A 26,812-nucleotide genomic window follows, 5' to 3' on the forward strand; every position below is an offset into this window, starting at 1 on the left:
TTCAGCTCTCGCGCCGTTCGGCGCCGGCCCGCAGCTCGTCGCGCAGCGCCCGCGCGGTCCACCCCTCGCGCAGCGCCCGCCGTACGAGGTCCGCCTGGGAGGGCGGGGCCAGGCCGTCGACCGGCGGGTCGCTGTCGAGGTTGGTGGGGAAGGGGTAGCCCTCCGCGCTAGCCGCGATGACGTTCTCCAGCCATTCCTCGCCCACGCCCGCGGCCCGCCGCCTCAGCAGCACGGGGTAGACCGCGTTCGCCACCGCCTCCCGGTCCACCGTCTCCATCGCCCGCCCGAACGCGGAGGAGACCTGCAAAAGGTTGGCCATGCGCCGGATGCCCGCCGAGCGGTTCGCCCCGGCCGCATGGAAGAGCGCCGGGTTGAAGAAGGCCGCGTCGCCCTTGGCCAGGGGGAGCTGGACGTGGTGCGCGTCGAAGTAGGCCTGGAACGCGGGCAGCCGCCAGGCCAGGTAGCCGGGCTCGTACCGCTGCGAGTACGGCAGATACAGCGTCGGCCCCGACTCCACGGGCATGTCGCAGTGGGCGACCGCGCCCTGGAGCGTGAGCACGGGGGAGAGGCGGTGCACATGGGCGGGATAGGCCGCGGCGGCCTCGTTCGAGAGGAAACCGAGGTGGTAGTCGCGGTGCGCGGTCTGCGCGGCGCCGCCCGGGTTCACCACGTTGATCTGGGAGGTCATCTGGTACGCCGGTCCCAGCCAGGCCCGCGCGACCAGGGCCAGGATGTCGTTGGCGTAGTAGTCGGCGAACGCGCCGGGGTCGTACAGCGCCGCCTTCTCCAGCGCGTTCCACACCCGGTCGTTCCACACCCGGTCGTTCGCGCCCGGCGGCGCGAAATGGTCGCCGGCCGCCGCGCCCGCGGCACGCTGCTCGGAGATCAGTGCCTCGAACATCGCCGTGGCCCGGTCGACGACCGCCGGGTCCGTGAACGCGTGCTGGAAGACCACCACGCCTGGGCCGTCGGTCAGCGCGCGGACCAGTTCGGCGCGCAACCCACGGCCGAGGCCGGCCGCGCGCAGCCGCTCGCTGTCGTAGACGAGGACGCCCCGCTGAACGGCCGTGGCGTACGGGTAGTCGGCGGGGTCGGTGGTCCGCTCGACCAGCGCGCGGAAGGTGTCGAGGTCGCAGTCCTGTTCGGACAGCCAGGCACGCCCCTGGGCGGCGGTGAGGGACATCGTCGTCCTTCTTTCGGTCACGGTCGCGGCCTCGTTCACGGGAGCGACGCGGCCCTGTCATTCTTGTCAGTACAAACCCCTCCAACAACCAGCAGGAAGCCATCAAAAACCCCTCAAGGAGCGCCGTCGTGGGTCATCCCTTCCCGATTCGCGAGATCGCACGTCAGGCAGGTCTGAGCGAGGCCACCGTGGACCGTGTGCTCAACGGCCGGGGAGGAGTGCGCGAGAGCACCGCCCAGGAGGTCCAGCGGGCCATCGCCGACCTGGACCGGCAGCGCACCCAGGTCCGGCTGGTGGGCCGTACCTTCATGGTCGACATCGTGATGCAGGCACCCGAACGGTTCACCACGGCCGTCCGCGTCGCCCTGGAGGCCGAGCTGCCGGGGCTGCACCCGGCCGTGCTGCGCTCCCGCTTCCACTTCCGCGAGACCGTGCTGGTGGAGGAGCAGGTCAGGACGCTGGACCTGATCGCGCGGCGGGGTTCGCAGGGGGTGATCCTCAAGGCACCGGACGTCCCCGAGGTGACCGCCGCCGTCGGCCGCCTCGCCGCCGCGGGCATACCCGTCGTCACGCTGGTCACGGACCTGCCGGCCAGCGCCCGGCTGGGGTACGTGGGCATCGACAACCGGGCGGCCGGGGCGACCGCCGCGTACCTCATGGGGCAGTGGCTGGGCGACCGCCCCGGCAACGTCCTCACCAGCCTGAGCAGCGGGTTCTTCCGCAACGAGGAGGAGCGCGAGATGGGCTTCCGCGGCGCCATGCGGGCCCGGTGCCCGGAGCGCGCGCTGGTGGAGATCGCCGAGGGGCAGGGACTGGACGCCACGCAGTACGACCTGGTCCGGGCCGCGCTGGAGCGCGACCCGGAGATACGGGCGGTCTACTCGATCGGCGGCGGCAACATCGCCACGCTGCGGGCCTTCGCGGACCTGGGCCGCGAGTGCGCCGTGTTCGTCGCCCACGACCTCGACCACGACAACACCCGGCTGCTGCGCGAGCTCAGGCTGTCGGCCGTGCTCCACCACGACCTGCGGCACGATCTGCGGGAGGCCTGCCACCTGGTGATGCGCGCCCACGGCGCCCTGCCGCCCGCCGGACCGACCCTGCCGTCGGCGATCCAGGTGGTCACGCCCTACAACATGCCGACGGTCTAGGCCCTGTCGTCAAACTCCCGTTTGCCCCGCGACGCCATGCCCATGCACGCTCCCCCAAGCTCTTCGAGCAGGGGGACCCCCACTCGCCGCACCGGGCCCCGACCCAAGTACGGTCCAGTACGAGGGACGAGGCCCGGCACTCCCCCAGCCTTCGGCCGGGGGGACCCCCAGAGCACGCTCCCCCAAGCTCTCGGCTCCGCTCGAGCAGGGGGGACCCCCATGACGCCGCGAGGCCCGCCCTTCGGGCGGACGACGGGAGTTTGACGACAGGACCTAGAGATTGATCGCGTACGCCTTGCGCAGGGTCTCGTGCACCGTCCACGTCGTGCGGTCGCCCTCGCGCAGGACGGCCATGTCGCCGGGGCCGACCTCCAGCGTCGGCCCGTCCTCGACCTCGATGGTCGCCGAGCCGCTGATCACGACGAACAGTTCGTCCGCCTCGGTGTCGGTGACGACCCCCGGCGTGATCTGCCAGATCCCGCGGATCTGCCGGCCGTCCGGCGACTCCCAGACCACCTTGCCGGACACCTCCGGCGTGCCGGAGACGATCTGGTCCACGGCGATCGGCTCGGGTTCGAGGTCGGCGTCGGGGATGTGGAGAGCGAAGCTGTGCGTCATGGGACGACCCTAGCGAGATCGTCCGGCATCCGGCCGTCGACAGAGTGTGGGTCATCGGACCTGGTGGAAGGACACTTCGTCGGGCCGGGCCGAGGAATACGTGGACGCTGAGCCTGGTCACCACCCGCCGGAGTCCACCTGGAAGGCGGGCCGTCGCAGCCGGTGCCACCATGGGTGCCATGTCCCGAATGCCGGGAGCTCGTCAAGTCTTGGTGTGTGCCGCCGTCCTGATCGCGGCGACGCTCCACACCACGGCGGTGCCGGCCGCCGAGCACCACCGGCAGGGCTGCGTCGTCGGCGGACAGAGCACGGACGGGCGGGTACGGCAGGTGCGCGACCTCGTGCGGAAGGCCCAGCGCGAACTCGACCTCAAGGCCGTACTGGTACGCGTCACGGTGGACGGCCGCGAGCTGGTGACCGACGCGGCGGGCGAGTCGATGAGCGGTGTCCCGGCCACCCCCGCCCTGCACTTCCGGGCCGGTTCCGTCGCCATCGCGTACCTCGGGACCATGCTCCTGCAACTCGTCGACGAGCACCGGGTGAGTCTGGACGACCCCGTCTCCCGCTGGCTGCCCGACCTGCCGCACGGCGACCGGATCACGCTGCGGATGCTCGGCGACTCCACCTCGGGCCTGCACGACTACGTCACCGACCCGGCGTTCGTGAAGAAGTACTACGCCGCCCCCTTCCGCCACTGGACCCCGCCCGAGGTGCTCGCCTTCTCGCTCGCCCACCCCCCGTGGTACGCGCCGGGCTCCAACTGGAGTTACTCGCACGCCAACTTCGTCCTCCTCGGCCAGGCCCTGGAGAAGATCACCGGCACCCCGCTGGACCGGCTGCTGCGCGAACGCGTCCTCGATCCGCTGGGGTTGGGGCAGACCGCCAACGGCTTCACCCCTCAGATCCCAGGGCCCGTGCTGCACTCCTACGACGCCGAGCGCGGCACCTACGAGGAGTCGACGTTCTGGAACCCGTCCTGGACCACCGCGCCCGGCGCCGTCCTCACCACCGACATCTGCGATCTGGCGGGCTCGGCCCGGGCCATCGGATCGGGGCAACTGCTGTCCCGGCAGTCCTTCCGGGTCCAGCTCGACCCGGGCACACCCGGGCTCGGCACCCGGACCGCCACCTGTCCCGCCACCGTCTGCCTGAAGCAGACCGATGCCTTCCACTTCGGGGTGGGCGTCATCGTCAAGAACGGCTGGGTCGTGCAGAACCCGTCCTTCGCGGGCTTCGCGGCGGTGCAGGCGTACCAGCCCGACGGGCGCCTCGCCATCGCCGTGTCCTCCACCGTGGGCCCCAAGGCACCTGGGGGCAACACGGCCCAGACGATCACCGAGCGCATCGCGGCCGCCCTGGCACCGGACCACCCGCTCGGTACCGGCTGACGTCAGCGGGTCGCGCGCACGCCGTCCAGCGCGATGGCCAGCACGCGGTCGCGCTGCTCGTCGTTCTCGAAGGACGTCGCCGTGATCCCGGCGACCATCCGCAGCAGGTCGCCGAAGTCCATGTCGGCGCGCGCCTCGCCCGCCCGCTGCGCCCGCTCCAGCAGCGGTCCGCCGGCGGCGTACATCGAGACGCGGCAGGCCTGGAAGATCTCCGACTCGTCGTTGAGGGCCTCCCGCACGGCCCGCTTGGTGACCATGTAGCCCGAGAACCGGTCCAGCCAGGTGGTCAGCGCCTGCCACGGCGGCAGCTCGGCAGCCTCCACGGCGGCCCGGCACAGGGCGTTCACATCGTCCGCGTAGACGCTCTCGAAGAGGTCGCGGCGGGTGGGGAAGTTCCGGTACAGCGTGCCGATACCGACGCCCGCGCGGCGGGCGATGTCCTCCAGGGAGGCCTCCGCGCCGTGCTCCGCGAACGCCTCGCGGGCTGCCGCGAGCAGGGCGTCGTAGTTGCGGGCGGCGTCCTTACGGTGCGGCCGCTGGGACGCGACGATCTCGCTGACGGGGAACGGCTGGGCCGTCACTGCTGCCTCCCGGGGAGAGGAACGGTTGAACCGGAGGTGTGCCTCCGTTATGGTGGAGGGGTACCTCCACTTTAGCAGTCCGGGGGCTCCGGCCGTGGGCGGACGTGTGCCCGCGGCGACCCCGGACGCCCCTCATGCTTCGCGCTCCGATCCGGAGAGGCTCTGTCATGCCCCGAAAGTCCACCCGCCTCACCTTCGCGGTCCTCGCGACCGGTGCGGGCGTGTTCTCCATGCTGCAGTCGCTGATCGCGCCGGCCCTGCCGACCGTCCAGCACGCGCTGCACACCTCGCAGTCCACCGCGACCTGGGTGATGACGGCGTATCTGCTGTCCGCCTCGGTCTTCACGCCGATCCTCGGCCGGGTCGGCGACCTCGTCGGCAAGAAGCGCACCCTCGTCGCCGTCCTGCTGACCGTGCTGGCCGGCTGCCTGATAGCCGCACTGGCGCCCAGCATCGGCGTCCTGATCGTCGCCCGGGTCGTCCAGGGCGTCGGCGGCGCCCTGTTCCCGCTGTCCTTCGGCATCATCCGGGACGAGTTCGCCCCGGGCGCGGTGAGCCGCAGCATCAGCAACCTCTCCGCCGTGATCGCGGCCGGCGGCGGCGTCGGCATCGTGGCCGCCGGACCCATCGTGTCCGCGCTCGACTACCGCTGGCTGTTCTGGATCCCCGTCGCCGTCGTCGCCGCGACCGTGGCGATCGCCGCGCGCTATGTACCCGAGTCGCCCAAGCGGGCCCAGGGCAGGGTCAGTTGGCTGGGCGCCGTACTGCTGTCGGCCTGGCTCGTGGCCCTGCTGCTCCCGCTCAGCCAGGCCGGACAGTGGGGCTGGGGCTCGCCGAAGGTGATCGGGCTGTTCGCCACCGCCGTGCTGCTGTTCGCCGTGTGGCTGACCGCCGAGTCCCGCTCCCGCACCCCGCTGATCGACCTGCGCGTGATGCGGCTGCCCGCGGTGTGGACCACCAACCTCGCCGCCCTGCTGTTCGGCGCGGGCATGTACGCGATCTGGTCGTTCCTCCCCGGCTTCCTGCAGACGCCCGGCTCGGCCGGCTACGGCTTCGGCGCGAGCGTGACCGAGTCCGGACTGCTCATGCTGCCCATGCTCGTCGCGATGTTCCTCTCCGGTGTGCTCGGCGGCCGGCTGGCACCCGTCATGGGCGCCAAGGCGCAGCTCACCGCAGGGGCCGCGCTCGGCGCGTTCGCCTGTGGCTTCCTCGCCCTGTGGCACGACGAGCGGTGGCAGATCGCCGTCGTCGCGGGCGTGTTCGGCCTGGGCATCGGACTGGCCTTCGCCTCCATGGCCAACCTCGTCGTGGGCAGCGTCCCGCCCGAGCAGACCGGCGCCGCGACCGGGATTAACGCCAACATCCGCACCATCGGCGGCTCCATCGGCGCCGCGCTGACCAGCGTCCTGGTCACCAGCCGGCTCCAGCCCTCCGGTCTGCCGTACGTCTCCGGCTACACCCACGGCTTCACGCTGCTCGCCCTGCTCCTGCTGGCCGCCGCGGGCGCCGCGCTCCTCGTCCCGGTCCGCCGCGCCGCCCGCCCGAGCGAGCCGGCCGAGCCGCTCCCGGCACCGGCACCCGTGCGCGTGCGGTAGTGTTGACCTGCGCGATCACACGGATAGCTGTGTGAGACCGCAACGGGACGTGGCGCAGCTTGGTAGCGCACTTGACTGGGGGTCAAGGGGTCGCAGGTTCAAATCCTGTCGTCCCGACGTGTGAGAACGCGGCGAGAGGCTGTTTCGGAGACATCCGAAGCAGCCTCTCGGTCGTTGCGGGGCCGTGCGGGGTGGTCGTCGGTCCGTGGTCGGGTGGTCAGTCCTGGGCGGCCCACAGGCCGCGGACATGCTCCAGGTGGCGGGTCATGACCTCGCGCACGGCCCGCTCGTCGCGCTGCAGCAGGGCGTCGAGGAGTTCCAGGTGCTCCTCGGCGGAGGCCAGCAGCCGGCCCGCCTCCACCAGCGCGGTGAGCCCGTAGAGCCGGGAGCGGCCCCGCAGGTCGGCGACCACCTCGACGAGGTGGGCGTTGCCGGCGAGGGCGAGCAGGCCGAGGTGGAAGCGGGTGTCCGCCTCGACGTACGCGATCAGGTCGCCGGCGACCGCGGCGGCGACGATCTCCCGGGCGGCCGGCCGCAGCGCCTCCAGGGAGACCCGGTCGGCCGTGCGGGCGAGGTCCACCACCGTGGGGATCTCGATCAGCGCGCGGATGTGCGTGTACTCGTCCAGCTGCTCGTCGGAGACGGCGGTGACCCGGAAGCCCTTGTTGGGCACGGTGTCGACCAGGCCCTCCTTGGCCAGGTCCAGCATCGCCTCGCGCACCGGCGTCGCCGAGACGCCGAAGCGGGCGGCGAGCGAGGGGGCCGAGTAGACCTCGCCCGGTCGCAGTTCGCCCGCGATCAGCGCGGCCCGCAGGGCCTCGGCGACCCGCTCGCGGTAGCTGCTCCGTCGGCCGCCCAGCCGGGGCAGCGCGGGGGCGGCAGACGGCGGGCTGCTGCGCTGGGCGGTCATCGGGTGTCTCCTCGGGCGGCCGGGTGCCATGTCACGTGCCATCAATCTAGAGGACGAACCCCGCCGGGAAGGGGTCGGTCGGGTCGAGCAGGTACTGGGCCGTGCCCGTGATCCAGGCGCGGCCGGTGAAGCTCGGCAGCACGGCCGGGATGCCGGCGACCTCGGTCGTGCCGAGCAGCCGGCCGGTGAACCGCGTCCCGATGAAGGACTCGTTCACGAACTCGGTGTGCAAGGGCAGTTCGCCGCGCGCATGCAGTTGCGCCATGCGCGCGCTCGTACCCGTGCCGCAGGGCGAGCGGTCGAACCATCCCGGGTGGATGGCCATCGCGTGCCGCGAGTGCCGGGCGGTGGCGCCGGGCGCGTACAGATGGACGTGGTGGCAGCCGCGGATGGACGGGTCCTCGGGGTGGACCGGCTCCTCCTCGGCGTTGATCGCCGCCATCAGCGACAGCCCGGCGGCCAGGATGTCGTCCTTGCGGGCCCGGTCGAAGGGCAGGCCGAACTCCTCCAGCGGCAGGATGGCGTAGAAGTTGCCGCCGTAGGCGAGGTCGTACGTCACCGTCCGCCCGTCGGCCAGCGTGGCCTTGCGGTCCAGGCCCACCGAGAAGGACGGCACGTTGCGCAGCGTGACGTGCCGCGCGGCGCCGTTCTCCACAGCGACCTCGGCCACGACCGGCCCGGCCGGCGTGTCCAGGCGGATGGTGGTGACCGGTTCGACGACCTCCACCATGCCGGTCTCGACGAGCACGGTGGCCACACCGATGGTGCCGTGCCCGCACATCGGCAGATAGCCCGAGACCTCGATGTAGACGACGCCCCAGTCGCAGTCGGGACGGGTCGAAGGCTGCAGGATCGCGCCGCTCATCGCGGAGTGCCCGCGCGGCTCGTTCATCAGCAACTGCTTGATGTCGTCGCGGTGTTCACGGAAGTACAGCCGCCGCTCGTTCATGGTCGCGCCGGGGATGGTGCCGATCCCGCCGGTGATCACGCGGGTGGGCATGCCCTCGGTGTGCGAGTCGACGGCGTGCAGGACGAGTCTGCTGCGCACGGTCCGGTCTCCTTCTCAGGCGAGGCCCGACGCGAGGGCCTTCTCGGTGGCGGTGCGGACGGCGGCCTCCTGCTCCGGCAGCAACGGTACGCGCGGCGGGCGCACCGGGCCGCCGGGCCGGCCGGCGAGGTCCATGGACAACTTGATGGCCTGCACGAATTCCACCCGTGAGTCCCAGCGCAGCAGCGGGTGCAACCGGCGGTACAGGGGGAGCGCGGCGGCGAGGTCCCCCGTCATCGCGGCCCGGTACAACTCGGTGCAGGCGGCGGGCAGCGCGTTCGGGTAGCCGGCCACCCAGCCCCGGGCGCCCGCCGCGGCCAGTTCCAGCAGGACGTCGTCGGCGCCGACCAACAGGTCCAGCTCCGGGGCGAGTTCGGCGATCCGGTAGGCGCGACGGACGTCTCCCGAGAACTCCTTCACCGCGTGCACGAGCCCTTCGGCGTGCAGCCTGGCGAGCAGTTCCGGGACGAGGTCGACCTTGGTGTCGATCGGGTTGTTGTACGCCACGACCGGCAGACCCGCCAGGGCCACCTCGGCGTAGTGGGCGAGCACGGACCGCTCGTCGGCGCGGTAGGCGTTGGGCGGCAGCAGCATCACCGACGCGCAGCCGGCCTCGCGGGCCTGCTCGGCCCAGCGCCGGGCCTCGGCGGAGCCGTATGCGGCGACGCCCGGCATCACCCGTGAGCCGCCGACCGCGGCCACCGCCGTCTCGACGACGCGGGTCCGCTCCTCGGGGGTGAGCACCTGGTACTCGCCGAGCGAGCCGTTCGGTACGACCCCGTCGCAGCCGCTCGCGACGAGCCAGGCGCAGTGCTCGGCGTACGCGTCGTAGTCGACGGAGAGGTCGTCGCGCAGCGGCAGGGCGGTGGCGACGAGAACGCCACGCCAGGGACGGTTGGGCAGATCACTCATGAAGTCCCCCTCCAATGGGGTGTGACATAGTACTGATTCTCAACGGGATCGAGGGGATCGAGGGACTCGAACGGGATCGAAGGGATCACGGCGCCGGCGTCACCGCGGCGTCATTCCAGGTCCTCCTCCGACCCGGCGAGCACGCCCAGCGGCACCGGCCGGGCCAGCGGCCGGCGCGCCGCGGTGAGCGGGCAACCGGCGACCCCGGCGACCGCGGGGCCGCACATCCGGCCCTGGCACCAGCCCATCCCGGCCCGGGTGAGCAGCTTCACGGTCCGCAGGTCACCGGCTCCGAGCTCGTCCACCGCCGTCCGTACCTCGCCGGCGGTGACCTCCTCGCAGCGGCACACGACCGTGTCGTGCGTGACCCGGTCGGCCCATCCGGGCGGCGGCGCGTACACCGCGTCGACCGCCGCGAAGAAGGCGCGCAGCCGCGCACGGGCCCGGCCGGCGGCGGCCCAGGCGCGCGGGTCGGGCGCGGTGCCGCGCAGGCGGGCGGCGATCGACCGGCCGGCGATGTGGCCCTCGGCGAGCGCGAGCGCCGCGCCGCCGATCCCGGTGGCCTCCCCGGCCGCCCACACGCCCGGGACGTCGGTGCGCTGCTCGTCGTCGACGTACACGTCCGTTCCGGACAGCCGGCAGCCGAGCGTCTCGGCGAGGTCGGTGTGCGGCAGCATGCCGTGCCCGACGGCGAGGGTGTCGCAGGGGACGCGGCGCTCGCTGCCGGGCCCGACCCGGCCCTGTGCGTCGAGCGCCGCGACGGTCACCGCCTCCAGACGGTCCGTGCCGTGCGCCTCGACCGCGGTGTGCCGGACGAGGGTGCGCACCCGGTGGCGCAGCAGCAGGGCCGCGTACCACGCGCCTTCGGCGAGCTTGCCGGGCTGCGCGGCCAAGGCCGACGGCCGCCGCAGGACAGTGCGAGGGTCGGCGGACTCGACGAGCGCGGCCACCCGCGCTCCCGCCGCCGCGAGTCCCGTCGCCACGGGCAGCAGCAGCGGGCCGGTCCCGGCGACCACGGCCGTACGCCCCGGCAGCACCAGCCCGCCCTTGAGCATGGCCTGCGCCCCGCCCGCCGTGACCACCCCGGGCAGGGTCCAGCCCGGGAAGGGCAGCACCTTCTCGTAGCCGCCCGTCGCCAGCAGGACGGCGTCGGCGCGCACCACGACGCCCTCCTCCTGGGCGGGGTCCCGCAGCGCGTGCACCGCGAAGCGCCCGGAGTCCGACTCCCGTTCCACGCACCACACATGATGACCGGTCAGATGTGTGACGCGGCCCGCCGCCAGCTGCCGGTCCAGTCCCGAGCGCAGCCGCCGCCAGGTGCGCCACTGGTGATGCAGGGCCTGCGGGCGGCGCGCGCCGAGCGCGGCGGCGGGCTGCCGGTAGAACTGCCCGCCCGCCTCCTCGGCGGCGTCGACGAGGGTGACCGCGACGCCGTGCGCGGCCGCCGCCAGCGACGCGGCGAGCCCCGCCGGGCCCGCCCCGATCACCGCGAGGCGCGGTCGCTCAGTCATCGTGGCCCGTCCCCTCCTGGGTGCGGATCGTGTCGCCCGGCCGTACGGGAACCAGGCAAGCCCGTTGGTTCGGGCGGCCGTTGACGGTCACGAGGCAGTCGAAGCACACCCCGATCCCGCAGAAGACGCCGCGCGGGCGGCCCGCACCGCGTGTGGTGCGCCAAGAGGTGATCCCGGCCTTCCACAGCGCGGCGGCGACCGTCTGCCCGGGCAGCGCCTCGATCGTGCGGCCGTCGAACGTGACCGGGAAACCCGGGCCCGGTCGGGCGTCGGTCAACTCCAGTGGATTCACGCCGTGTTCCCCTCGTCCGCGGTGAAGCGTTCGGGCCGGAAGGGCGCGAGCTCCCGCTCCGCCGCCTTCCCGGTCAGCGCCCGCGCGATCAGGTGTCCGGTGGCGGTGGCCAGTCCGATGCCCGCGCCCTCGTGCCCGCAGGCGTGGAAGAGGCCGGGCGCGCGGGGGTCGGGGCCGATCGCGGGCAGATGGTCCGGCAGATAGGGCCGGAAGCCCACGTACGTGCGCAGCGCGCTCACCCGCTCCAGGAACGGGAACAGCCGCGTCGCCCCGGCCGCCAGCGCCCGCACGACAGGCAGCGAGAACGACCGGTCGAAGCCCACCCGTTCGCGGCTGGCGCCGATCAGGACCGGCCCGGCGGCGGTGCCCTCGACGACCGGTGAGGTCTTCAGCGCGGCCGAGTCGCTGGCCACGTCGGCCACGTAGTCCGCCGCGTACACCTTGTGCCGGACCAGCCGGGGCAGCGGCTCGGTGACCAGGACGAAGCCGCGCCGGGGGAGTACCGGCAGGCGGACGCCCGCCAGGCAGGCCAGCTCGCCGCCCCAGGTCCCGGCGGCGTTCACCACGGCGGGTGCGTGGATCTCCCCGTGGTCGGTGCGGACGCCGCGGACCGTGCCGTGCGCCGTGCGCAGCACGCCGGTCACGGTCCAGCCGGTGCGCAGGCGGGCGCCCGAGGCGCGCACCAGGTGCGCGGCGGCCAGCGTGGGCATGACCTGGGCGTCCTGCGGATAGCGCACACCGCCGGCGAGGCCGGGCGCCAGGTGCGGTTCCAGGTCGCGCAGGCGGTCCGCGGCGACCGGCTCCGCGACGACCCCGGCGGTCCGCTGTCCGGCCGCGAAGTCCTCCAGGGCGGCGAGCCCTTCGGGGGTGGCGGCGACGACCACGCCGCCCTTCGGCTCGTACTCGATCGCGTCCCCGACCTCCTGGGCCAGCTCGGTCCACAACCGGCCCGACAGCAGGGCGAGTTCGAGCTCCGGTCCCGGCTCCTTGTCGGAGACCAGCAGGTTGCCCTCGCCCGCGCCGGTGGTGCCGCCGGCGACCGGGCCACGGTCCACCACCATCACGTCGAGACCCGCCCGCGCCGCGTACAGCGCGCAGGCCGCACCCACCATCCCGGCCCCGACGACCACGACATCGCAGGTCAGTCGCTTCGCCACGTCAGTACTATGTCACATGACGCTGGCCTTGGGGAGGGTCAGTCGAACAGGCTCGGATTCGCGGTCGGGGTCTTCCCGGACAGCACGCCCGCGAGCCGCTCGGCGCCCTGCTGCACCGCCCGCTCGGTGCTGGCGTGATCGGCGCCCGACGGGCCGCCGTTGGTCACGGTGGCCGCGGCGGACCCGATCCGGAACGCCGCGACGTCCAGGACGAGGGTGGTCGGCTGGCCGTCCGCGGTGCCCTGCACCCGCACCGTCAGGCCGTGCTGCTCGTCGCCTCCCTCGGGCAGCGCGGACTCGATGACCTGCACCGTCCGCTCGCTGCCGTCGGCGGCGGTCGCGGTGAACTGGGCGCAGTCCTGCGGCAGCGTCTTGACCCAGTCCATGGCCTGCCGCAGGGGGGCCTGCTCGTAGTCGCCGACCTGGTAGAGCAGCCGGTAGTTCTCCGCGGTGAAGCCGGTGAGCGCCGAGGCGCCCTTCGGACGGCCGAGCAGCGTGTCGGAGTACAGGCTGTCGAGCAGCTTCTGGCACTCGGCCGCGCGGGTCTTGCCGCTGAGGAACTGGGCGGCGTCGACCTTGCCGACCAGCAGTTCGTTGCGCCAGGTCGCCGCGTTGTTGACCTGGGTCCAGCCGTCCTCGATGTCGGCCTCGGTGATCAGCGCGGCCTTCGCCCCGGCCCCGGTCAGGGCCGCGGTGGGGGAGGGGGTGGGACGCTGCGCGGCGGGCGAGACGGACGCGGCCTCCGGCGTGCCACCGTCCTGAGAGCAGGCCGCTGTGCCCAGCAGTGTCCCCGCGGCCAGAGCGGTGGCGAGAACACGCGCGGGGCGGGACGGACGGTTCATCGCGACGGCCTCCTCGAAGCGCGGCAGGTCCCTCCACGTCACCACCACGCACGGCGACCGACCAACCGCACCGGGCCGTTCGGGTGAGCGCCCTATCCGCCGGGCGCCGTCACCCGGACCCGCCGCCCGCCGCAGCGGGGGCACACCGCGTCGGTCAGGGGCGAGCGCATGGCCCGGCCGGCCTCGTCGATGTACTCCTGGGTGTACAGCGAGGTGGGGTCGGTGAAGAACACCACCTGGAAGACGGCCTGCCAGACGTAACCGCAGCCGCGGCACGCGAACACGAACGTCTCGGGCACGGCTCCGGGTACCTCCCCGGTCCCGGCACGTGGGTCCTCGGCCATGGGATCCGGCTCCTTCCCGGCGCGTCGGCCCACTTCCAGCGCACCGGTACACCGGCCGCCCGGCAACTCGACCGCTTCGGGAAGATCCCCGGCGGCGCGGGATTCCGTCCGTCGCCCCGCCTGTGGGGCCGAGCGTGGTCGAGGACGTCACCCTCCCCCGAAGGCGACGTCCTCGACCGCTCCCCCGGCGCCGGACAGTGGTCCCGGCATCCGCGTCGGCGTGCTGTCACCAGCACATGACGGCTGTCTCCCCCGACCCCCACGTGGAGTACAGCCGGACGCGGACGAAATAGCGGCGGCCCTTGACGAGCCGGACCTTGAGCGCGGCGTTGTGCGGTGTGCCCCCGTCGTCGCGGCCCGCGAGATAGCGCGGCTCGCCGTCGCGCTCCTCGAAGACCACCACGACGCTGTCCCCGTCCCCGAACGTGCCCACCGTGTACTCGCGGGTCTCCGGCGGCTCGACGGTGAAGTCGGCCTGTTCGCCCGGGCCGAGGCTGAGCGGCGCCGAGCGGAAGGGCGCCAGCGCGGCCGGCCGGTGCGGATCCCCCCGGTCCAGTCGCTTCGAGACCGGGTGAGGACCGGCGGGCGGATACCAGCGGAGCACGAACTCCTTGTCGGCCGGCGACAGGCCGCCCGGCGGGTGCAGACCCGCGCGGTACTGCTCCGGCTCCAGGATCAGCCCCGACCCGAAGGGGTACTCCATGATGGACTGCGGGTCCCAGACCGAGCCGTTCACCTCGGACGGGTTCAGCTTGCGCAGGATGTTGAAGAACGTCTTGTCCCGGCTCCAGAAGTTCGGCGGGCCCGCCAGATCGGCGTACACCGCCTCGTCGTCCCAGTGGATGCCGGCGAACGGGCTCTGGTGCTCGTGCAGCATGCCGAGACCGTGCCCGATCTCGTGCAGGGCCGTCCCGCGCTGCCCCGGGGTGGTCAGATCCCACCCGAAGTTCATCGTCCGCTCGTTCAGGCCGACCGAGAGCGCGTCCCGGCCCACCGTCGACCAGGAGCCGTCGCCGGGCTGGAACCCGATCCGCAGCTCCGCCTCCCGGCGGTCGGAGACCTCCGCGAAGGACACGCCGAGGCCGAGGTCGCTCCACTCCTGGAAGCACTCCCGCACGAGGTCCTGCTGCTCCTTGGCGCCGCCCCACGGCACCCTGCGGGTCTCACCCGTCCCCGGCACGGCGATCACCGAACCGTCGGTGTCGGAGCCCGCGTCGAAGAAGTAGTAGTGCAGGACCGTGCCGTTGACCCACATCTGCCGCCCGCACAACAGCGCGCTCAGCCGTTCGGCGGCCAGCCCCGGTGCGTAGGAGGGGGCGGGCCGCTGCGCGAGTGAGCAGTAGCGGGCGGTCATGCGCACAGCCTGCCGTCGGCCCTGCTCCGGCGCCTGAGTCGGGGGCTACTCAAGTCGCCCTGTATCAGGGGTGAGTATGCGCGCTCTCATAGACGTGACGACTTACGAACGGGACGCGAACACCCTCGAACTGCCCTGGCCGTTCACCGGCCGGGAGGACGAACTGGAGCTGATCCGGCGGTCCCTGACGGCGGGACGACACGGCATCGTGGTGACCGGTCCGGCCGGCCGCGGCAAGTCCCGGCTCGTCACGGAGGCGGTGCGCGGCACCGACTGCGCCCGGGTGACCGGCACCCCGCAGACCCGGGAGCTCTCCTTCGCCGCGTTCGCGCACCTGCTCCCCGAGACGGTCACGCTGCACCGCGCGGTCCAACTGCTGTGCGGCGTACGCCTTCTCGTCGTCGACGACGCCCATCTGCTCGACGAGGCCTCCGCCGCCCTCGTCCACCAGCTCGCCGTGCACGGACGCACCCGCCTGATCGTGATCGTCGCCGACGGCGCCCCGGTGCCCGGCGCGGTCTCCCGGCTGTGGACCGGCGAACTCCTGCCGCGCCTCGCCCTGGAACCGCTGCCCCGCGAGGAGACGGCCGCCCTCATCGCCACCGCCGGAGCCGCGGAGCCGCTCACCGTCAACCGCCTGCACCGGCTGTGCCACGGCGACCTGCGCATGCTGCGCGACCTGCTGGGCGCACTGCGCGAGTCCGGGCCACTCACCCAGGTCCCGGGAACGGACGAACGGGCCTGGCGCGGCCCCCTGCCGGTGACCGCCACCGTGCGCGAGCGCGTCGCGCCCCTGCTGGATCGACCCGAACGGGACACCCTGGAGCGCCTCGCCTTCGCCGAGCCCCTGCCGCCGCACCTGGACGGGCTCGACCTGGAGGCCCTCGAACGACTGGAGGCCGACGGCCTGATCCGCGTCGACGAGCGCGGCGGCGTCCGGCTGACCCACCCGCTGCACGGCCCGGCGCTGCGGGCCACCGCCGGAACGCTGCGGGCCCGGCGGCTGGCTCGCACCCCACGGGAGTGCGCACCGGCCCTGGACGCCGAACGGGCCGTGCTGGCCCGCGCGATCGACGCGACGGACGTACGGGCCGTGCCGACTCCGGTGGGGGAGTGGCTGGCCGAGCAGGGCGCGCCGGTGCCGGCCCGGTACGCGGCCGTGCGCGCCCGGTTCTCGCGGCTTCGGGGGGAGCTGCGGGAGGCGGCGGCCTGGGCGAGGGAGGGACTGCGGACGACGCCGGGGGACGCGTCCTGCCGTACCGAACTCGCCCTGGCCGCCGCGCAGATGGGGGAACCGGTGACGGCGCCCGGCGGCCGGCCGGCGGCGGACGAGTCCGATGCCTCGCCGGTGCCGGTCGAGGCTCGGGTCTGGGCGGCGGCCGCCCGGGGTGACCTCGACGGTGCCCTGCACCAGCTCGACCCGGACAGCGGGGACGGCGCGTACGGCCTCTACGACGCCGTACGACTCGGCGCACCCGGTGCCGCCGCCGGGCGGCTCCCGGACGGTGGGCCGTTCGCCCGGCACGCCGACGCCCTCGCCCGGGGCGACGGCCCCGCCCTGGACCGGGCCGCCGAAGCCCTGGAGGCGCGCGGCTTCCTGCTCTTCGCGGCCGAGGCGCACGCCCAGGCCGTACGCGCCCACCGCGACCCGCGCGCCGCCCGCACCTCCCGCACCCGGGCGCTCGCCCTGGCCCGCCGCTGCCAGGGCGCCCGCACCCCGGCACTGTCCGGCCTGGTCCTCGGTGAACTCACCGCGCGGCAGCGGCAGATCGTCACCCTCGCGGCGGCCGGACTGAGCAACCGGCAGATCGCCGAGCGGCTGACCCTCTCGGTCCGCACGGTCGGCAACCACCTGTACGGCGCCTACACCCGCCTCGGCGCCGGCGACCGGGGCGCCCTGCCGTGGCTGGTGGAGCTGCCGGACGAGCAGTCGGCGTGACCGGGTCGCCTCAGGCCGCCCCGAACGCGGCGAACGCCCAGCCCGTCGCCTGATGCACGGCGTCGCCCGGGAGCGCGGCCCGGGCGTCGCGCAGGGCCTCGGCCAGGGACAGTCCCGCGCCGAGGCCCTTGTGCAGGGCGATCATCAGCGGCACGACCGCCTCGTCGTTGACCGGCGCGCTGCTGGCCACCACCCCGGCGGTGCCCAGCGGCAGCAACGCCGTGACCAGGCCCAGGAGTTCGTCGGCGCCGACCGAGGCGAGCCGGGCGGTGTCGCAGCTGGACAGGATGATCCGGTACGGGCTGCGGGCGAGGCGCTCGAAGTCGTGCACGATGAGCGGGCCGTCGACCATCCGCAGCGAGGAGAACAGCGGGCTGTCCGCGCGGAACGTCCCGTGCGCGGCGATGTGCGCCAGGGCGGCGCCGTCGAGCTCGTCCAGCACCCGGGGGACCTGCGCGTCGTCGTGTTCGAGGACCTTGGCCGTGCCGTACCGGTCGGCCAGTTCGGGGACCTCGGCGCCGCCGGTGGCCAGACCCGGGCCACGGACCAGGACGTGCCCGCCGCCGGGCGGTGGCTCGGTCTCCCGGGCGCGCAGCCAACTGCCCGCCGACGGCGACACGCTGAGCACCCGGTCCCGCAGCGAGGGCAGCAGCGCCCAGGTCACCCGGTGCAACGCGCCGGGCGGGACCACCACCACCGGCCCCGAGCCGAGATGCGCCACCGCCCCGCCGAGCAACAGCTCCTCCAGGCGCCGGCCCGCGGCCTCCACCAGCGGCAGTCGGCCCTCCGCGCCCGGGTGGGCGAGCCGCCGCAGCCCGGCCTGCACATGCTCGGCCTCGGCCACTGCCTCCTTCAGCGCCCCGCCCTCGAACCGCCGTACCCGCCCCTGCCCGCACAGCAGCACCTGCACGCGGCCGTCGAGCACGGCGAGTTCCACCAGCCGCCCGTCGCCCAGCCGGTCCAGCAGCCGGGCCGGGTCGAAGCGGTCCCCGCCGCCGGGCGCGTCACCGCGCATGTGGTGGGTGCGGGAGCGGATCTCCCGTTCCAGGCGCCGCTGTTCGCGCTCCAGCGCGGGCACCGGACGGCCGTCCATCCGGGCCACCTCCGCGCGGGCCGCGATCTCCCGGAACGCGGTCAGGCCCCTCAGCAGCGCCGGGTCGGCGGGCGGCCGGGTCGGCGGCGCCGACAGCACGGTGGCCCGCCAGCGCTCGCTCCACATCAGCAGTCGGCGCGGTCCGCCGTGGTCGAGGCTGGCCTGCTGGGCCAGCGCCGCGAGCTCCGCGCCCTGGGCGGTGGCCCGGGCCCGCAGCTCCGAGGCGCCCAGTGTCGTCCGGTGGTCGTCCAGGACGTCGAGCCCGCGCCGGCAGGCTTCCAGGACACCCCGTCCGGAGCCGGCGGCCCGCGCCCGCAGCGCCTGCGCGGCCCAGCCCGTCATCCGGGCCAGCGGCGGCCCGCCGTGTCTGCTGCGCGCGGCCACGGCCAGATGCCGTTCCGCGTCCGCCGTCCAGCCCAGGGCCAGCGCGATCCGGCCCGCGAGCAGCGAGGCCTCCGGCGCGGCCGGTGAACCGAAGGACGCCAGGCGCTCGGCGACCGCCGCCGCGTCGGCGACCAGCCGCCCCGACCGGCGCCCGGCCGCCACCCGGGCCTCTATGAGCACCAGTTGGGCATGGGTCTCCCACCAGGGGCGCCGCTGTCCGGCGAACAGCCGTACGGCGACGGCCGCGCGGGCGATTGCGGTGGGCGCGTCGCCCGCCAGCCGTGCGGCGCGCGCGGCGGCCAGCAGCAGTTCCGCCTTACGGGTGGACTGTCCGCCGATCTCGTCGAGCACCGCGATCGCCGCGTCCGCCTCGGCCAGCGCCTCCGGCGCCAGCCCGGCGGCCATCAGCACCTCGCAGCGCCGGATGTACAGCATGAACATCGGCGTGCCGAGCTTGGCGTACCGCTCCTCTGCCTCGTCCAGCAGCCGCAGCGCGGCCGGGATGTCGCCCGACCGGAACGCGGCCAGCCCCCGGCTCTCCACCGCGTCGGCCTTGTCGTGCTCCTGGCCCGTGGTCTCCCAGAGCCGCTCGGCCGCGGCGAAGTCGGCGTCCGCCCGGTCCACCGCACCCAGCGCCAGATGGACGGTGGCGCGCAGGGTCAGCGCGCGCGCCGTCCAGATCACGTCGGCCAGCTGCCGCAGCACGGGGATCGCGCGGCGTACGTCCTCCAGCGCCTCCCGATGACGGCCCAGCACCCACCAGACGTAGGCGCGCCGGTACAGCACGCGGGCCCGGGTGTGCCCGCTGCCGCGCGCGACACCCCGCTCGAACGCCGCCAGCCCCTGCCTCGTGCGCCCCGCGTGCACCAATGCGACCCCCAGCGTGGCGAGGACGTCCGCCTCCCGCTCGGGCTCCTGTGCGCGCGCCGCCAGGTCACGGGCGCGCCGCAGATGCCGCAGGGCGATGCGCAGGTCCCCGAAGTCCCGCTGCCAGATGCCGATCACCTGGTGGGCGACGGAGGCGTGCAAGGGCGACGGATCGGTGTCGAGCACCAGCTCCGCACGCGCCACGGCCTCGTTGGGGGCGGCGAACACCATCGGCAGCAGTTCGAGAACCGAGTCGCTTCCCGCTGTCACGTCTTGGATGGTAGTGGCCCTCCGCATACAGGTCATATGGGTTTGACGGGGTATCGGGTCGGTTCGACGCTGTATCAATTCAAAGCCACGCCGCTCTGACTGACGACCGCCGCCTCTGTGGGAGGACACGCCATGGCACCACAGCGATTCCACGAGCAGTTCGACCAGATCCAGCGCTCGATGCCGGACGTCCCCCTCGCGATGGGGCCGGACGACTCCGCCGAGTTCTTCTACGAGAAGGGCGTCGTGCTCGCCCGGGACGGAGAGGAGGCACGGGTCGTCGAGGACACCGTGCGCGCGCACTTCACCGCGGCCACCGGCCTGGTCGCGGACCATGTGCGCCGGGCGGGCCCGGAGACCAACCGGACCGGCGTCACCCGTATCCAGGTCGGCGACCCCGGCCACGGGGACCGCGGGGGCGACCGCGCCGTCGCGCACGCCCTGCGGGCCATGCGGGAGCCGGAGGGACGCGCGGGCCGCCGGCTGATCAGCCGCAACCACGTCGTGTCCACCACGGTCAACGCCTGCAACCCGGCCGAGCCCGTCCCGGCCCTGCTCACGCAGACGCCCAACCCGGCCCCGGCCGAGGCGACGTACGACGCCGACACGGCGGTCGGCGTGCTGGTCATCGACACCGGCCTGGTGCACGACTTCGGCTCCTACCCCCTCATGGCCCATGTCACGGGGGACCCGCAGGTCGACGAGGTCGACGCGGCCGGCATCCTCCAGCAGTACGTCGGCCACGGCACGTTCATCGCCGGGCTCGTGGCGGCCCTCTCGCCCAATACCGACATCAACGTGAGCAACACGCTCAACGACGCGGGCGCCATCCTGGAGTCCGAGTTCGGCGAGAAGCTCTTCGACGCCGTCGACCGGTACGGCTGGCCGGACATCATCAGCCTCTCCGCGGGCACGCCGAACGGCAGCGCCCACGGACTGCTCGGCGTGGAGAGCTTCATGCAGGCCCTGCGCGACGAGCAGAGCACCCTGCTGGTCGCGGCCGCCGGCAACAACGCCAGCGCCACCCCGTTCTGGCCGGCCGCCTACGCCGACGTGCCCGGGTACGAGAACGTCGTGCTGTCCGTCGGCGCGCTGCGCAGCGACGGCGAGTTCGGCGCCTGCTTCACCAACCACGGCGGCTGGGTGAAGGTCTACGCCCCCGGCGAGCAACTGACCAGCCCCCTGGCCGGTTTCGACGCGCCCGTGCCGTACGTGTACCAGCACACCACCTACGACCACTGCCGGTTCGGCTTCACCTACGCCTGCACCTGCCAGTACCCGCGCCATACCGGGGTGTTGAGCGAGCAGCGGATCACCACGCCCGGCAAGGCGGACCAGGTGATGTTCGAGGGGTTCGCGCACTGGAGCGGCACGTCGTTCGCCACGCCGGTCGCCGCCGGGCTGGTCGCCGCCCATATGACGGCGCACAAGGAGCGCGACCCGCGCGCGGCGCGCAAACAGCTGCTCGACACCAACACCGAGTACGCGGAAGTGCGCGGGGCGCACGTCCCGGCGCTGCGTCCGGCGACCTGGCGCCCGGTACCCGTCGTGCGACTGGCACCTCCCGCATGAGGTCCGGAACGGTCCCCTCCACGGCGTACGATGACAGGCCGTACACGAGGGGTGAGGCCGTGGACCGAGCAGAGGTCGGCGTGTTGGTCCAGTCCGCCGTCGACGGTGACGCGGCGGCCTGGAAGGCGCTGGTGGAAGGGCTGAGCCCGCTGGTGTGGTCCGTGGTGCGCGCGCACCGGCTCTCCGACGCGGACGGCCACGAGGTGTACCAGACCGTGTGGTTCCGCTTCGCCCAGAACCTCGGCCGGATCCGTGAGCCGGAGAAGGCGGGTTCCTGGCTGGCCAGCACGGCTCGGCACGAGTGCCTGAAGGTGATCAGGAGCCTGACCCGACTGATGCCGACCGACGACCCGCAGGTCCTGGACCGGGTCAGCGAGGACCGGACGCCCGAGCAGACGCTGATCGACTCGGAGGAGGCGGCCGCCGAGGCCGAGCGGATCCGCCGGCTGTGGCAGGAGTTCGAGGAACTGGGCGAACGCTGCCGCCAGTTACTGCGCGTTCTGATGGCCTCCCCGCCGCCGAGCTATGTCGACGTGTCGGCCGCGCTGGGGATCGCGGTCGGCAGCATCGGCCCGCTCCGGCAGCGCTGTCTGCGCAGGCTGAAGGCACGACTGGAAGCACGGGGGGCGCTGTGAGCGACATGAACCACCACAACCACGACGGCGTCGGCCCGGACCGGGGCCGTGACGCGGAGCGCGACGAGTTCGGCGAAGAGGCCTTCGACGAGGCCGCGTTCGAGGCCGACTTCGGGGCCGGTCTCCTGGAGGAGGAACTGCGCCAGGCTGCGGCCATCCTGGACCCCGTCCCGGCCGAGCTGCGTCAACTCGCCCTGGAGGCCTACGCGTTGCACGACCTCGACGCGCGGATCGCCGAGCTGACCTTCGACTCGCTGGTCGACGCCATCCCGGTGCGGGGGGCGACGGACCCGCCGCGGATGCTGACCTTCCGGGCCGGCGAGCTGACCGTGGACGTCGAGGTCACCGGCGAGGGCCTGATGGGGCAGGTGCTGCCGCCCCAGTCGGCCCGCATAGAGGTCCTCGGCGGACCGCAGGCGGCCGCTCCCGTCCCGGTGGACGACATGGGCCGCTTCATGAGCGACACGCCCCCCGCCGGGCCGTTCGCGCTGCGGCTGCGCGCCGGCGGCGACGTGATCGTCACGGAGTGGCTGCGGGCCTAGGAGTCGGCCCCGAGCCCGGCCGTAGACCCTGCTACCAGCTGACCGGCAGGGTCTGCGGGCCCCGGATCATGGTCTTGCGGCGCCAGGCCACCTCGTCCGCCGGGACCGCCAGGCGCAGCCCAGGCAGCCGGTCCAGCAGGGTGTTGATCAGCAGCTCGGTCAGCAGCCGGCCGAGGACCGCACCCGTGCAGTAGTGCGGGCCGTTGCCGAAGGCGAGGTGCGGATTGGGGGCGCGGTCCGGGTCGATGCGGTCGGGGTCCGGGAAGACGTCCGGGTCGCGGTTGGCGGCCAGGTAGGAGACGTAGACCGGTTCGCCCGCGGCGATGCGCACGCCGTGCAGTTCGACGTCCTCCAGGGCGATGCGGGCCAGCCCGACGGTGCTGCGGTGCGGGATGTAGCGCAGCAGCTCGTCGAGGACGGTGTCGCGGGCCTCAGGGCGGTCGCGCATCCGGTCCATCAGCTCGGGCCGGGTGAGCATCAGGAACAGCATCTGGCCGCAGTTGTGGATGACGGCCTCGCCGCCGATCTGCAGCGGACCGGCCAGGCCGACCGCTTCCTCCTCGCTGATCCCGCCCTGCGCCACGGCGCCGCCGAGCAGTGTGTACACGTCGTCGCCGATGCCGTGGGCGCGGGCCCGGACGGCCTCGGTGATCCAGCCGTACAGGCCGTTCTTGGCGCGGTCGGCGGCATCCGCCCCGCCGGAGGTGGAGATGATCTGCCGGGTCCAGGCGTGCACCCGCTCCCGGTCGGCGGCCGGCACGCCCATGACCTCGCTGACCACGACGATCGGGAACGGCTCCAGCACGCGCTCGACGAGATCGGCGGGCGGCCCGTCCCGTACGACCCCGTCGACCATGCCGTCGAGGATCTCCTGCGCGCGGGGCCGCAGCCGCTTCATCGCCCCCTGGGTGAACATGCCCGCGACCGGCCCCCGCAGCCGCTTGTGGTCGGGCTGGTCGGCGAAGGCCAGCGAGCCGGGGCGGGGCTTGAAGTGCGGGGCGAGCCGGGTCACCTGACGCCGGGCGACCTCCGTACGGCTGAACCGCGGATCGTTGGTGATCGCCCTGACGTCCTCGTGGCGGGTGGCGAGCCAGGCCCAGCCGTCCCCGTACGGGAGGCGGATGCGGGTCAGCGGACCCTCGCGCATCAGCTCCGCGAGGACCGGGTCGAAGTCCGTGCCCTCCAGGTCCAGGGCGGGCCAGTCCCGTACCGGCGGCGCGGCCTGGCCGGTGAGCGTGCCTATCTCCTCGGTCGTCATGCCTTCACCCTGGTACGGCGGCCGTCGGCTGTCCTGCCGGAGTGCTCCAGCCGGAGGGGCGGTCAGCGGGTGACGCCGTCGACCAGGGCCGCCAGCGCCGACGCCAGCCGGGACAGGCCCGGCCCCGGGGGGCCGCCGGGCTCGGTCATGTAGGTGTCCCGGCGGATCTCGATCATCAGGGCGCCGACCCGGGGCTCCCGGCCGTAGAACTCCAGCGGCACGTACGTACCGCTGAAGGGGCTGTCCAGCCCCGTCTCCCCGCACCCGGCGAAGGCCTGCCGCGCCAGTTCCGTCAGCTCCGGCGGGGTGTGGAAGGCGTCGGTGCCCAGGCAGACCGGCGGCCTGGGGCCTGAGCCGTGCAGCTCGTACGGGAGCCCCTTGGTGGGGTAGGAGTGCACGTCGATCACGACGGCCCGGCCGGTGGCCGCGAGCCGGTCGGCGACGGCCTCGGTCATCGCCCGCGCGTACGGCCGGAAGTACCGCTCGATCAGGGGCTCGGGATCGGTGTCCGCGGGCCGCAGCTCAGCGCGGTGGGTGGTCCGCGTGTACACGGCCCCCATCCCCACCGAGAGCATCTCCTCCCGCTCGTCGGGGAACCGCTCCGGGTCCACCACCAGCCGGGACAGCCGGTTGACGAACCGCCAGGGCACGAGCCCGCACAGCGCGGCGGCCCGCTCGGCGAGCTCCGCCGTGTGCGCGTCCGTGATGTGGTCCAGCTCCCGCTCCAGCGCGGCGTCGTCCAGCACGATGCCCGCGCGCACGGCGGCCGGTACCTCCCGCGCCGAGTGCGGCACGTGCAGGATCACGGGCGAGTCGTCCGCGCCGGGCAGAACCTCGAAGGACGATGCGGGACGGGACACGGGCCGCTCCGGAGGGTGGTGTCGGGGGACGGGCGCACGGGTGGACGGGTGAACGACCCCGCCCCGGTCGGGCACTGCCGACCGGGGCGGGGGTCATACGGGGGAACGGCCGTCGGCCGCTCGCGTCAGCTCAGGGACGCGAGCACCTCGTTCCAGGTGGCCGACGGGCGCATGACCGCGTCCGCCTTGGCCTTCTCGGGCTGGAAGTAGCCGCCGATGTCGGCCGGCTTGCCCTGGACCGCGATCAGCTCGTCGACGATCTTCTGCTCGTTGGCCGCGAGGGTCTCGGCGAACGCCGCGAACTCCTTGGCCAGGTCCGCGTCGTCGGTCTGCCGCGCCAGCTCCTGCGCCCAGTACAGGGACAGGAAGAAGTGGCTGCCGCGGTTGTCGATGCCGCCGACGCGACGGGTCGGGGACTTGTCCTCGTTGAGGAAGGTCGCCGTGGCGCGGTCGAGGGTGTCGGCGAGGACCTGGGCGCGGGCGTTGCCGGTGGTCTTCGCGTACTGCTCGAAGGACGGCACCAGGGCGAAGAACTCACCGAGGGAGTCCCAGCGCAGGTAGTTCTCCTTGACCAGCTGCTGGACGTGCTTCGGCGCGGAGCCGCCGGCGCCCGTCTCGAACAGGCCGCCGCCCGCCATCAGCGGGACGACCGACAGCATCTTGGCGCTGGTGCCCAGCTCCAGGATCGGGAAGAGGTCGGTCAGGTAGTCGCGCAGCACGTTGCCGGTGACCGAGATGGTGTTCTCGCCGCGGCGGATGCGCTCGACCGACAGCTTGGTGGCCTCGACCGGGGCGAGGATACGGATGTCCAGGCCCTCGGTGTCGTGCTCGGCCAGGTACTCGTTGACCTTGGCGATCAGGTTGGCGTCGTGTGCGCGGGTCTCGTCCAGCCAGAACACGGCCGGGTCGCCGGTGGCGCGGGCGCGGGTGACGGCGAGCTTCACCCAGTCCTTGATCGGGGCGTCCTTGGTCTGGCAGGCGCGGAAGATGTCGCCGGCGGAGACCGTCTGCTCCAGGACCACGTTGCCGGCCGCGTCGACCAGGCGGACCGTGCCGGTGACCGGGATCTCGAAGGTCTTGTCGTGGCTGCCGTACTCCTCGGCCTTCTGCGCCATGAGGCCGACGTTCGGGACGGAGCCCATGGTGGCCGGGTCGTAGGCGCCGTTGGCGCGGCAGTCCTCGATGACGGCCTGGTAGACGCCGGAGTAGGAGGAGTCCGGCAGGACCGCGAGGGTGTCGGCCTCCTGGCCGTCCGCGCCCCACATGTGGCCGGAGGTGCGGATCATGGCCGGCATCGAGGCGTCGACGATCACGTCGGACGGCACGTGCAGGTTGGTGATGCCCTTGTCGGAGTCGACCATCGCCAGGGCCGGGCCCTCGGCGAGCTCGGCCTCGAAGGAGGCCTTGATCGCGGCGCCCTCCGGCAGGGCCTCGATGCCCTTGAAGATGCCGCCCAGACCGTCGTTCGGGGTCAGGCCGGCCGCGGCGAAGGTCTCGCCGTACTGGGCGAACGTCTTCGGGAAGAAGGCGCGCACCACGTGACCGAAGACGATCGGGTCGGAGACCTTCATCATCGTGGCCTTCAGGTGCACGGAGAAGAGGACGCCCTCCTCCTTGGCGCGGGCGACCTGCGCGGTGAGGAACTCGCGCAGGGCGGCGACGCGCATCACGGAGGCGTCGACGACCTCGCCGGCGAGGACGGGTACGGACTCGCGCAGCACCGTGGTGGAGCCGTCGTCACCCTTGAGCTCGATGCGCAGCGAGCCGGCCTCGGAGATCACGGCGGACTTCTCGGTGGAGCGGAAGTCGTCCACGCCCATGGTCGCGACGTTGGTCTTGGAGTCGGAGCTCCAGGCGCCCATGCGGTGCGGGTGGGTCTTGGCGTAGTTCTTGACCGAGGCGGGGGCGCGGCGGTCGGAGTTGCCCTCGCGCAGGACCGGGTTGACGGCCGAGCCCTTGATCTTGTCGTAGCGGGCGCGGATGTCGCGCTCCTCGTCCGACTTCGGGTCGTCCGGGTAGTCCGGCAGCGCGTAGCCCTTGCCCTGCAGCTCGGCGACCGCGGCCTTCAGCTGCGGGATCGACGCCGAGATGTTCGGCAGCTTGATGATGTTGGCCTCGGGAGTCTTGGCCAGCTCGCCCAGCTCGGAGAGCGCGTCCGGGATGCGCTGGTCCTCGTTCAGGTACTCCGGGAAGACGGCGATGATGCGCCCGGCCAGCGAGATGTCACGGGTGTCCACGGCGACACCCGCCTGCGCGGCATACGCCTGGACCACCGGCAGGAACGAATGCGTCGCCAGGGCCGGGGCCTCGTCTGTGTAGGTGTAGATGATGGTCGAGTCAGTCACCGGGTGCTCCGCTCCACGTCTGCAACATTGCTCGACATCAAGATATCTCGTGATCGACCCACGCTCGACAGGGGTCCGCGAGTCGGGAGCGTCCCGTACCCGGGGCGACCGGATGTCGTCGCCACGTGACCGGATCCCCGGGTCCTGCGCCCCCGCTCCGC

At 73.4% G+C, this 26,812-nt stretch carries 23 protein-coding genes and 1 tRNA gene; 8 read left to right on the forward strand and 16 right to left on the reverse strand.

All coding sequences use genetic code 11. The annotated features are described in order from the left end of the window. Position 1 precedes the first annotated feature (1 nt). Entirely contained in the window at positions 2-1,183 is a 1,182-nt protein-coding gene (locus ACWGKT_RS15475; RefSeq protein WP_453273986.1) for a phytanoyl-CoA dioxygenase family protein, read from the reverse strand. Positions 1,184-1,311: 128 nt separating this feature from the next. On the opposite strand from ACWGKT_RS15475, the gene ACWGKT_RS15480 reads away from it, so the two are divergent. After that, on the forward strand, positions 1,312-2,334 hold the full coding sequence (locus tag ACWGKT_RS15480) for a LacI family DNA-binding transcriptional regulator (protein WP_453273987.1): 1,023 nt from the start codon (positions 1,312-1,314) through the stop codon (positions 2,332-2,334). Between the two features lie 273 nt (positions 2,335-2,607). Here ACWGKT_RS15480 and ACWGKT_RS15485 read toward each other — a convergent pair whose 3' ends face one another. Further along, positions 2,608-2,952, reverse strand: a complete 345-nt coding sequence (locus tag ACWGKT_RS15485; RefSeq protein ID WP_356159533.1) for a cupin domain-containing protein — start codon at positions 2,950-2,952, stop codon at positions 2,608-2,610. Positions 2,953-3,164: 212 nt separating this feature from the next. Between ACWGKT_RS15485 and ACWGKT_RS15490 the strand changes: the two genes are divergently transcribed. Beyond that, positions 3,165-4,340, forward strand: coding sequence for a serine hydrolase domain-containing protein (locus tag ACWGKT_RS15490; RefSeq protein WP_453273988.1), 1,176 nt, complete (start codon positions 3,165-3,167; stop codon positions 4,338-4,340). Between the two features lie 2 nt (positions 4,341-4,342). On the opposite strand, the gene ACWGKT_RS15495 is transcribed toward ACWGKT_RS15490, so the two are convergent. Further along, entirely contained in the window at positions 4,343-4,921 is a 579-nt protein-coding gene (locus ACWGKT_RS15495) for a TetR/AcrR family transcriptional regulator (RefSeq protein WP_453273989.1), read from the reverse strand. 167 nt (positions 4,922-5,088) lie between these two features. On the opposite strand from ACWGKT_RS15495, the gene ACWGKT_RS15500 reads away from it, so the two are divergent. Together ACWGKT_RS15500 and ACWGKT_RS15505 are read left to right on the forward strand one after the other, a co-directional pair. Next, complete coding sequence (locus ACWGKT_RS15500) at positions 5,089-6,516, forward strand: MFS transporter (protein WP_453273990.1); 1,428 nt, start codon at positions 5,089-5,091, stop codon at positions 6,514-6,516. A gap of 43 nt (positions 6,517-6,559) precedes the next feature. Then, positions 6,560-6,633: transfer RNA gene (locus tag ACWGKT_RS15505), tRNA-Pro, on the forward strand. Positions 6,634-6,733: 100 nt separating this feature from the next. Here the strand turns inward: ACWGKT_RS15505 and ACWGKT_RS15510 are convergent. The 9 genes from ACWGKT_RS15510 to absR1 form a co-directional block, all read right to left on the reverse strand. Beyond that, positions 6,734-7,426, reverse strand: a complete 693-nt coding sequence (locus ACWGKT_RS15510) for a GntR family transcriptional regulator (RefSeq protein WP_453273991.1) — start codon at positions 7,424-7,426, stop codon at positions 6,734-6,736. A 46-nt stretch (positions 7,427-7,472) separates the two neighbouring features. Continuing rightward, positions 7,473-8,474, reverse strand: coding sequence for a proline racemase family protein (locus ACWGKT_RS15515; protein WP_453273992.1), 1,002 nt, complete (start codon positions 8,472-8,474; stop codon positions 7,473-7,475). 15 nt (positions 8,475-8,489) lie between these two features. Further along, complete coding sequence (locus ACWGKT_RS15520; RefSeq protein WP_453273993.1) at positions 8,490-9,386, reverse strand: dihydrodipicolinate synthase family protein; 897 nt, start codon at positions 9,384-9,386, stop codon at positions 8,490-8,492. Between the two features lie 110 nt (positions 9,387-9,496). Continuing rightward, positions 9,497-10,897 (reverse strand): FAD/NAD(P)-dependent oxidoreductase, encoded by a 1,401-nt coding sequence (locus tag ACWGKT_RS15525; protein WP_453273994.1) that lies wholly within the window; start codon positions 10,895-10,897, stop codon positions 9,497-9,499. Beyond that, the gene (locus ACWGKT_RS15530) at positions 10,890-11,189 is read right to left on the reverse strand and encodes a (2Fe-2S)-binding protein (RefSeq protein WP_453273995.1); all 300 of its coding nucleotides are present in this window, start codon (positions 11,187-11,189) and stop codon (positions 10,890-10,892) included. Before ACWGKT_RS15530 ends, ACWGKT_RS15525 begins: the two co-directional genes overlap by 8 nt. Beyond that, positions 11,186-12,346, reverse strand: a complete 1,161-nt coding sequence (locus ACWGKT_RS15535; protein ID WP_453273996.1) for an NAD(P)/FAD-dependent oxidoreductase — start codon at positions 12,344-12,346, stop codon at positions 11,186-11,188. Before ACWGKT_RS15535 ends, ACWGKT_RS15530 begins: the two co-directional genes overlap by 4 nt. A gap of 38 nt (positions 12,347-12,384) precedes the next feature. After that, positions 12,385-13,188, reverse strand: coding sequence for a hypothetical protein (locus ACWGKT_RS15540; protein ID WP_453273997.1), 804 nt, complete (start codon positions 13,186-13,188; stop codon positions 12,385-12,387). Positions 13,189-13,280: 92 nt separating this feature from the next. Next, positions 13,281-13,532 (reverse strand): hypothetical protein, encoded by a 252-nt coding sequence (locus ACWGKT_RS15545; protein WP_453273998.1) that lies wholly within the window; start codon positions 13,530-13,532, stop codon positions 13,281-13,283. Between the two features lie 226 nt (positions 13,533-13,758). Further along, positions 13,759-14,886: a beta-glucuronidase AbsR1 gene (gene absR1 / locus ACWGKT_RS15550; RefSeq protein ID WP_453273999.1), complete on the reverse strand. Its 1,128-nt coding sequence runs from the start codon at positions 14,884-14,886 to the stop codon at positions 13,759-13,761. 76 nt (positions 14,887-14,962) lie between these two features. Here absR1 and ACWGKT_RS15555 point away from each other — a divergent pair, with 76 nt between their 5' ends. Then, positions 14,963-16,825, forward strand: a complete 1,863-nt coding sequence (locus ACWGKT_RS15555) for a LuxR family transcriptional regulator AbsR2 (protein WP_453274000.1) — start codon at positions 14,963-14,965, stop codon at positions 16,823-16,825. A gap of 10 nt (positions 16,826-16,835) precedes the next feature. Here ACWGKT_RS15555 and ACWGKT_RS15560 read toward each other — a convergent pair whose 3' ends face one another. Then, positions 16,836-19,439, reverse strand: a complete 2,604-nt coding sequence (locus ACWGKT_RS15560; protein WP_453274001.1) for a CHAT domain-containing protein — start codon at positions 19,437-19,439, stop codon at positions 16,836-16,838. Positions 19,440-19,571: 132 nt separating this feature from the next. Between ACWGKT_RS15560 and ACWGKT_RS15565 the strand changes: the two genes are divergently transcribed. From ACWGKT_RS15565 to ACWGKT_RS15575, 3 genes are read left to right on the forward strand one after another with little or no spacing between them, the layout of a single operon-like run. Next, on the forward strand, positions 19,572-21,011 hold the full coding sequence (locus ACWGKT_RS15565) for a S8/S53 family peptidase (RefSeq protein WP_356152027.1): 1,440 nt from the start codon (positions 19,572-19,574) through the stop codon (positions 21,009-21,011). After that, positions 21,008-21,646: an RNA polymerase sigma factor gene (locus ACWGKT_RS15570; RefSeq protein WP_356152029.1), complete on the forward strand. Its 639-nt coding sequence runs from the start codon at positions 21,008-21,010 to the stop codon at positions 21,644-21,646. The genes ACWGKT_RS15565 and ACWGKT_RS15570 overlap by 4 nt, the downstream gene beginning before the upstream one ends. A 5-nt stretch (positions 21,647-21,651) precedes the next feature. Further along, the gene (locus ACWGKT_RS15575) at positions 21,652-22,188 is read left to right on the forward strand and encodes a hypothetical protein (protein ID WP_356152077.1); all 537 of its coding nucleotides are present in this window, start codon (positions 21,652-21,654) and stop codon (positions 22,186-22,188) included. A gap of 31 nt (positions 22,189-22,219) precedes the next feature. Here ACWGKT_RS15575 and ACWGKT_RS15580 read toward each other — a convergent pair whose 3' ends face one another. From ACWGKT_RS15580 to ACWGKT_RS15590, 3 genes are all read right to left on the reverse strand, one after another. Then, entirely contained in the window at positions 22,220-23,446 is a 1,227-nt protein-coding gene (locus ACWGKT_RS15580; protein WP_453274002.1) for a cytochrome P450, read from the reverse strand. 62 nt (positions 23,447-23,508) lie between these two features. Continuing rightward, a complete protein-coding gene (locus tag ACWGKT_RS15585; protein WP_453274003.1) occupies positions 23,509-24,306 on the reverse strand; it encodes an N-formylglutamate amidohydrolase in 798 nt (265 codons plus the stop codon). Between the two features lie 125 nt (positions 24,307-24,431). Then, positions 24,432-26,651 carry an NADP-dependent isocitrate dehydrogenase gene (locus ACWGKT_RS15590; protein WP_453274004.1) on the reverse strand — a complete coding sequence of 740 codons (2,220 nt, stop codon included), beginning with the start codon at positions 26,649-26,651 and terminating at the stop codon, positions 24,432-24,434. Positions 26,652-26,812: the final 161 nt, after the last annotated feature.

Source organism: Streptomyces sp. NPDC054794 (genome assembly GCF_053611585.1).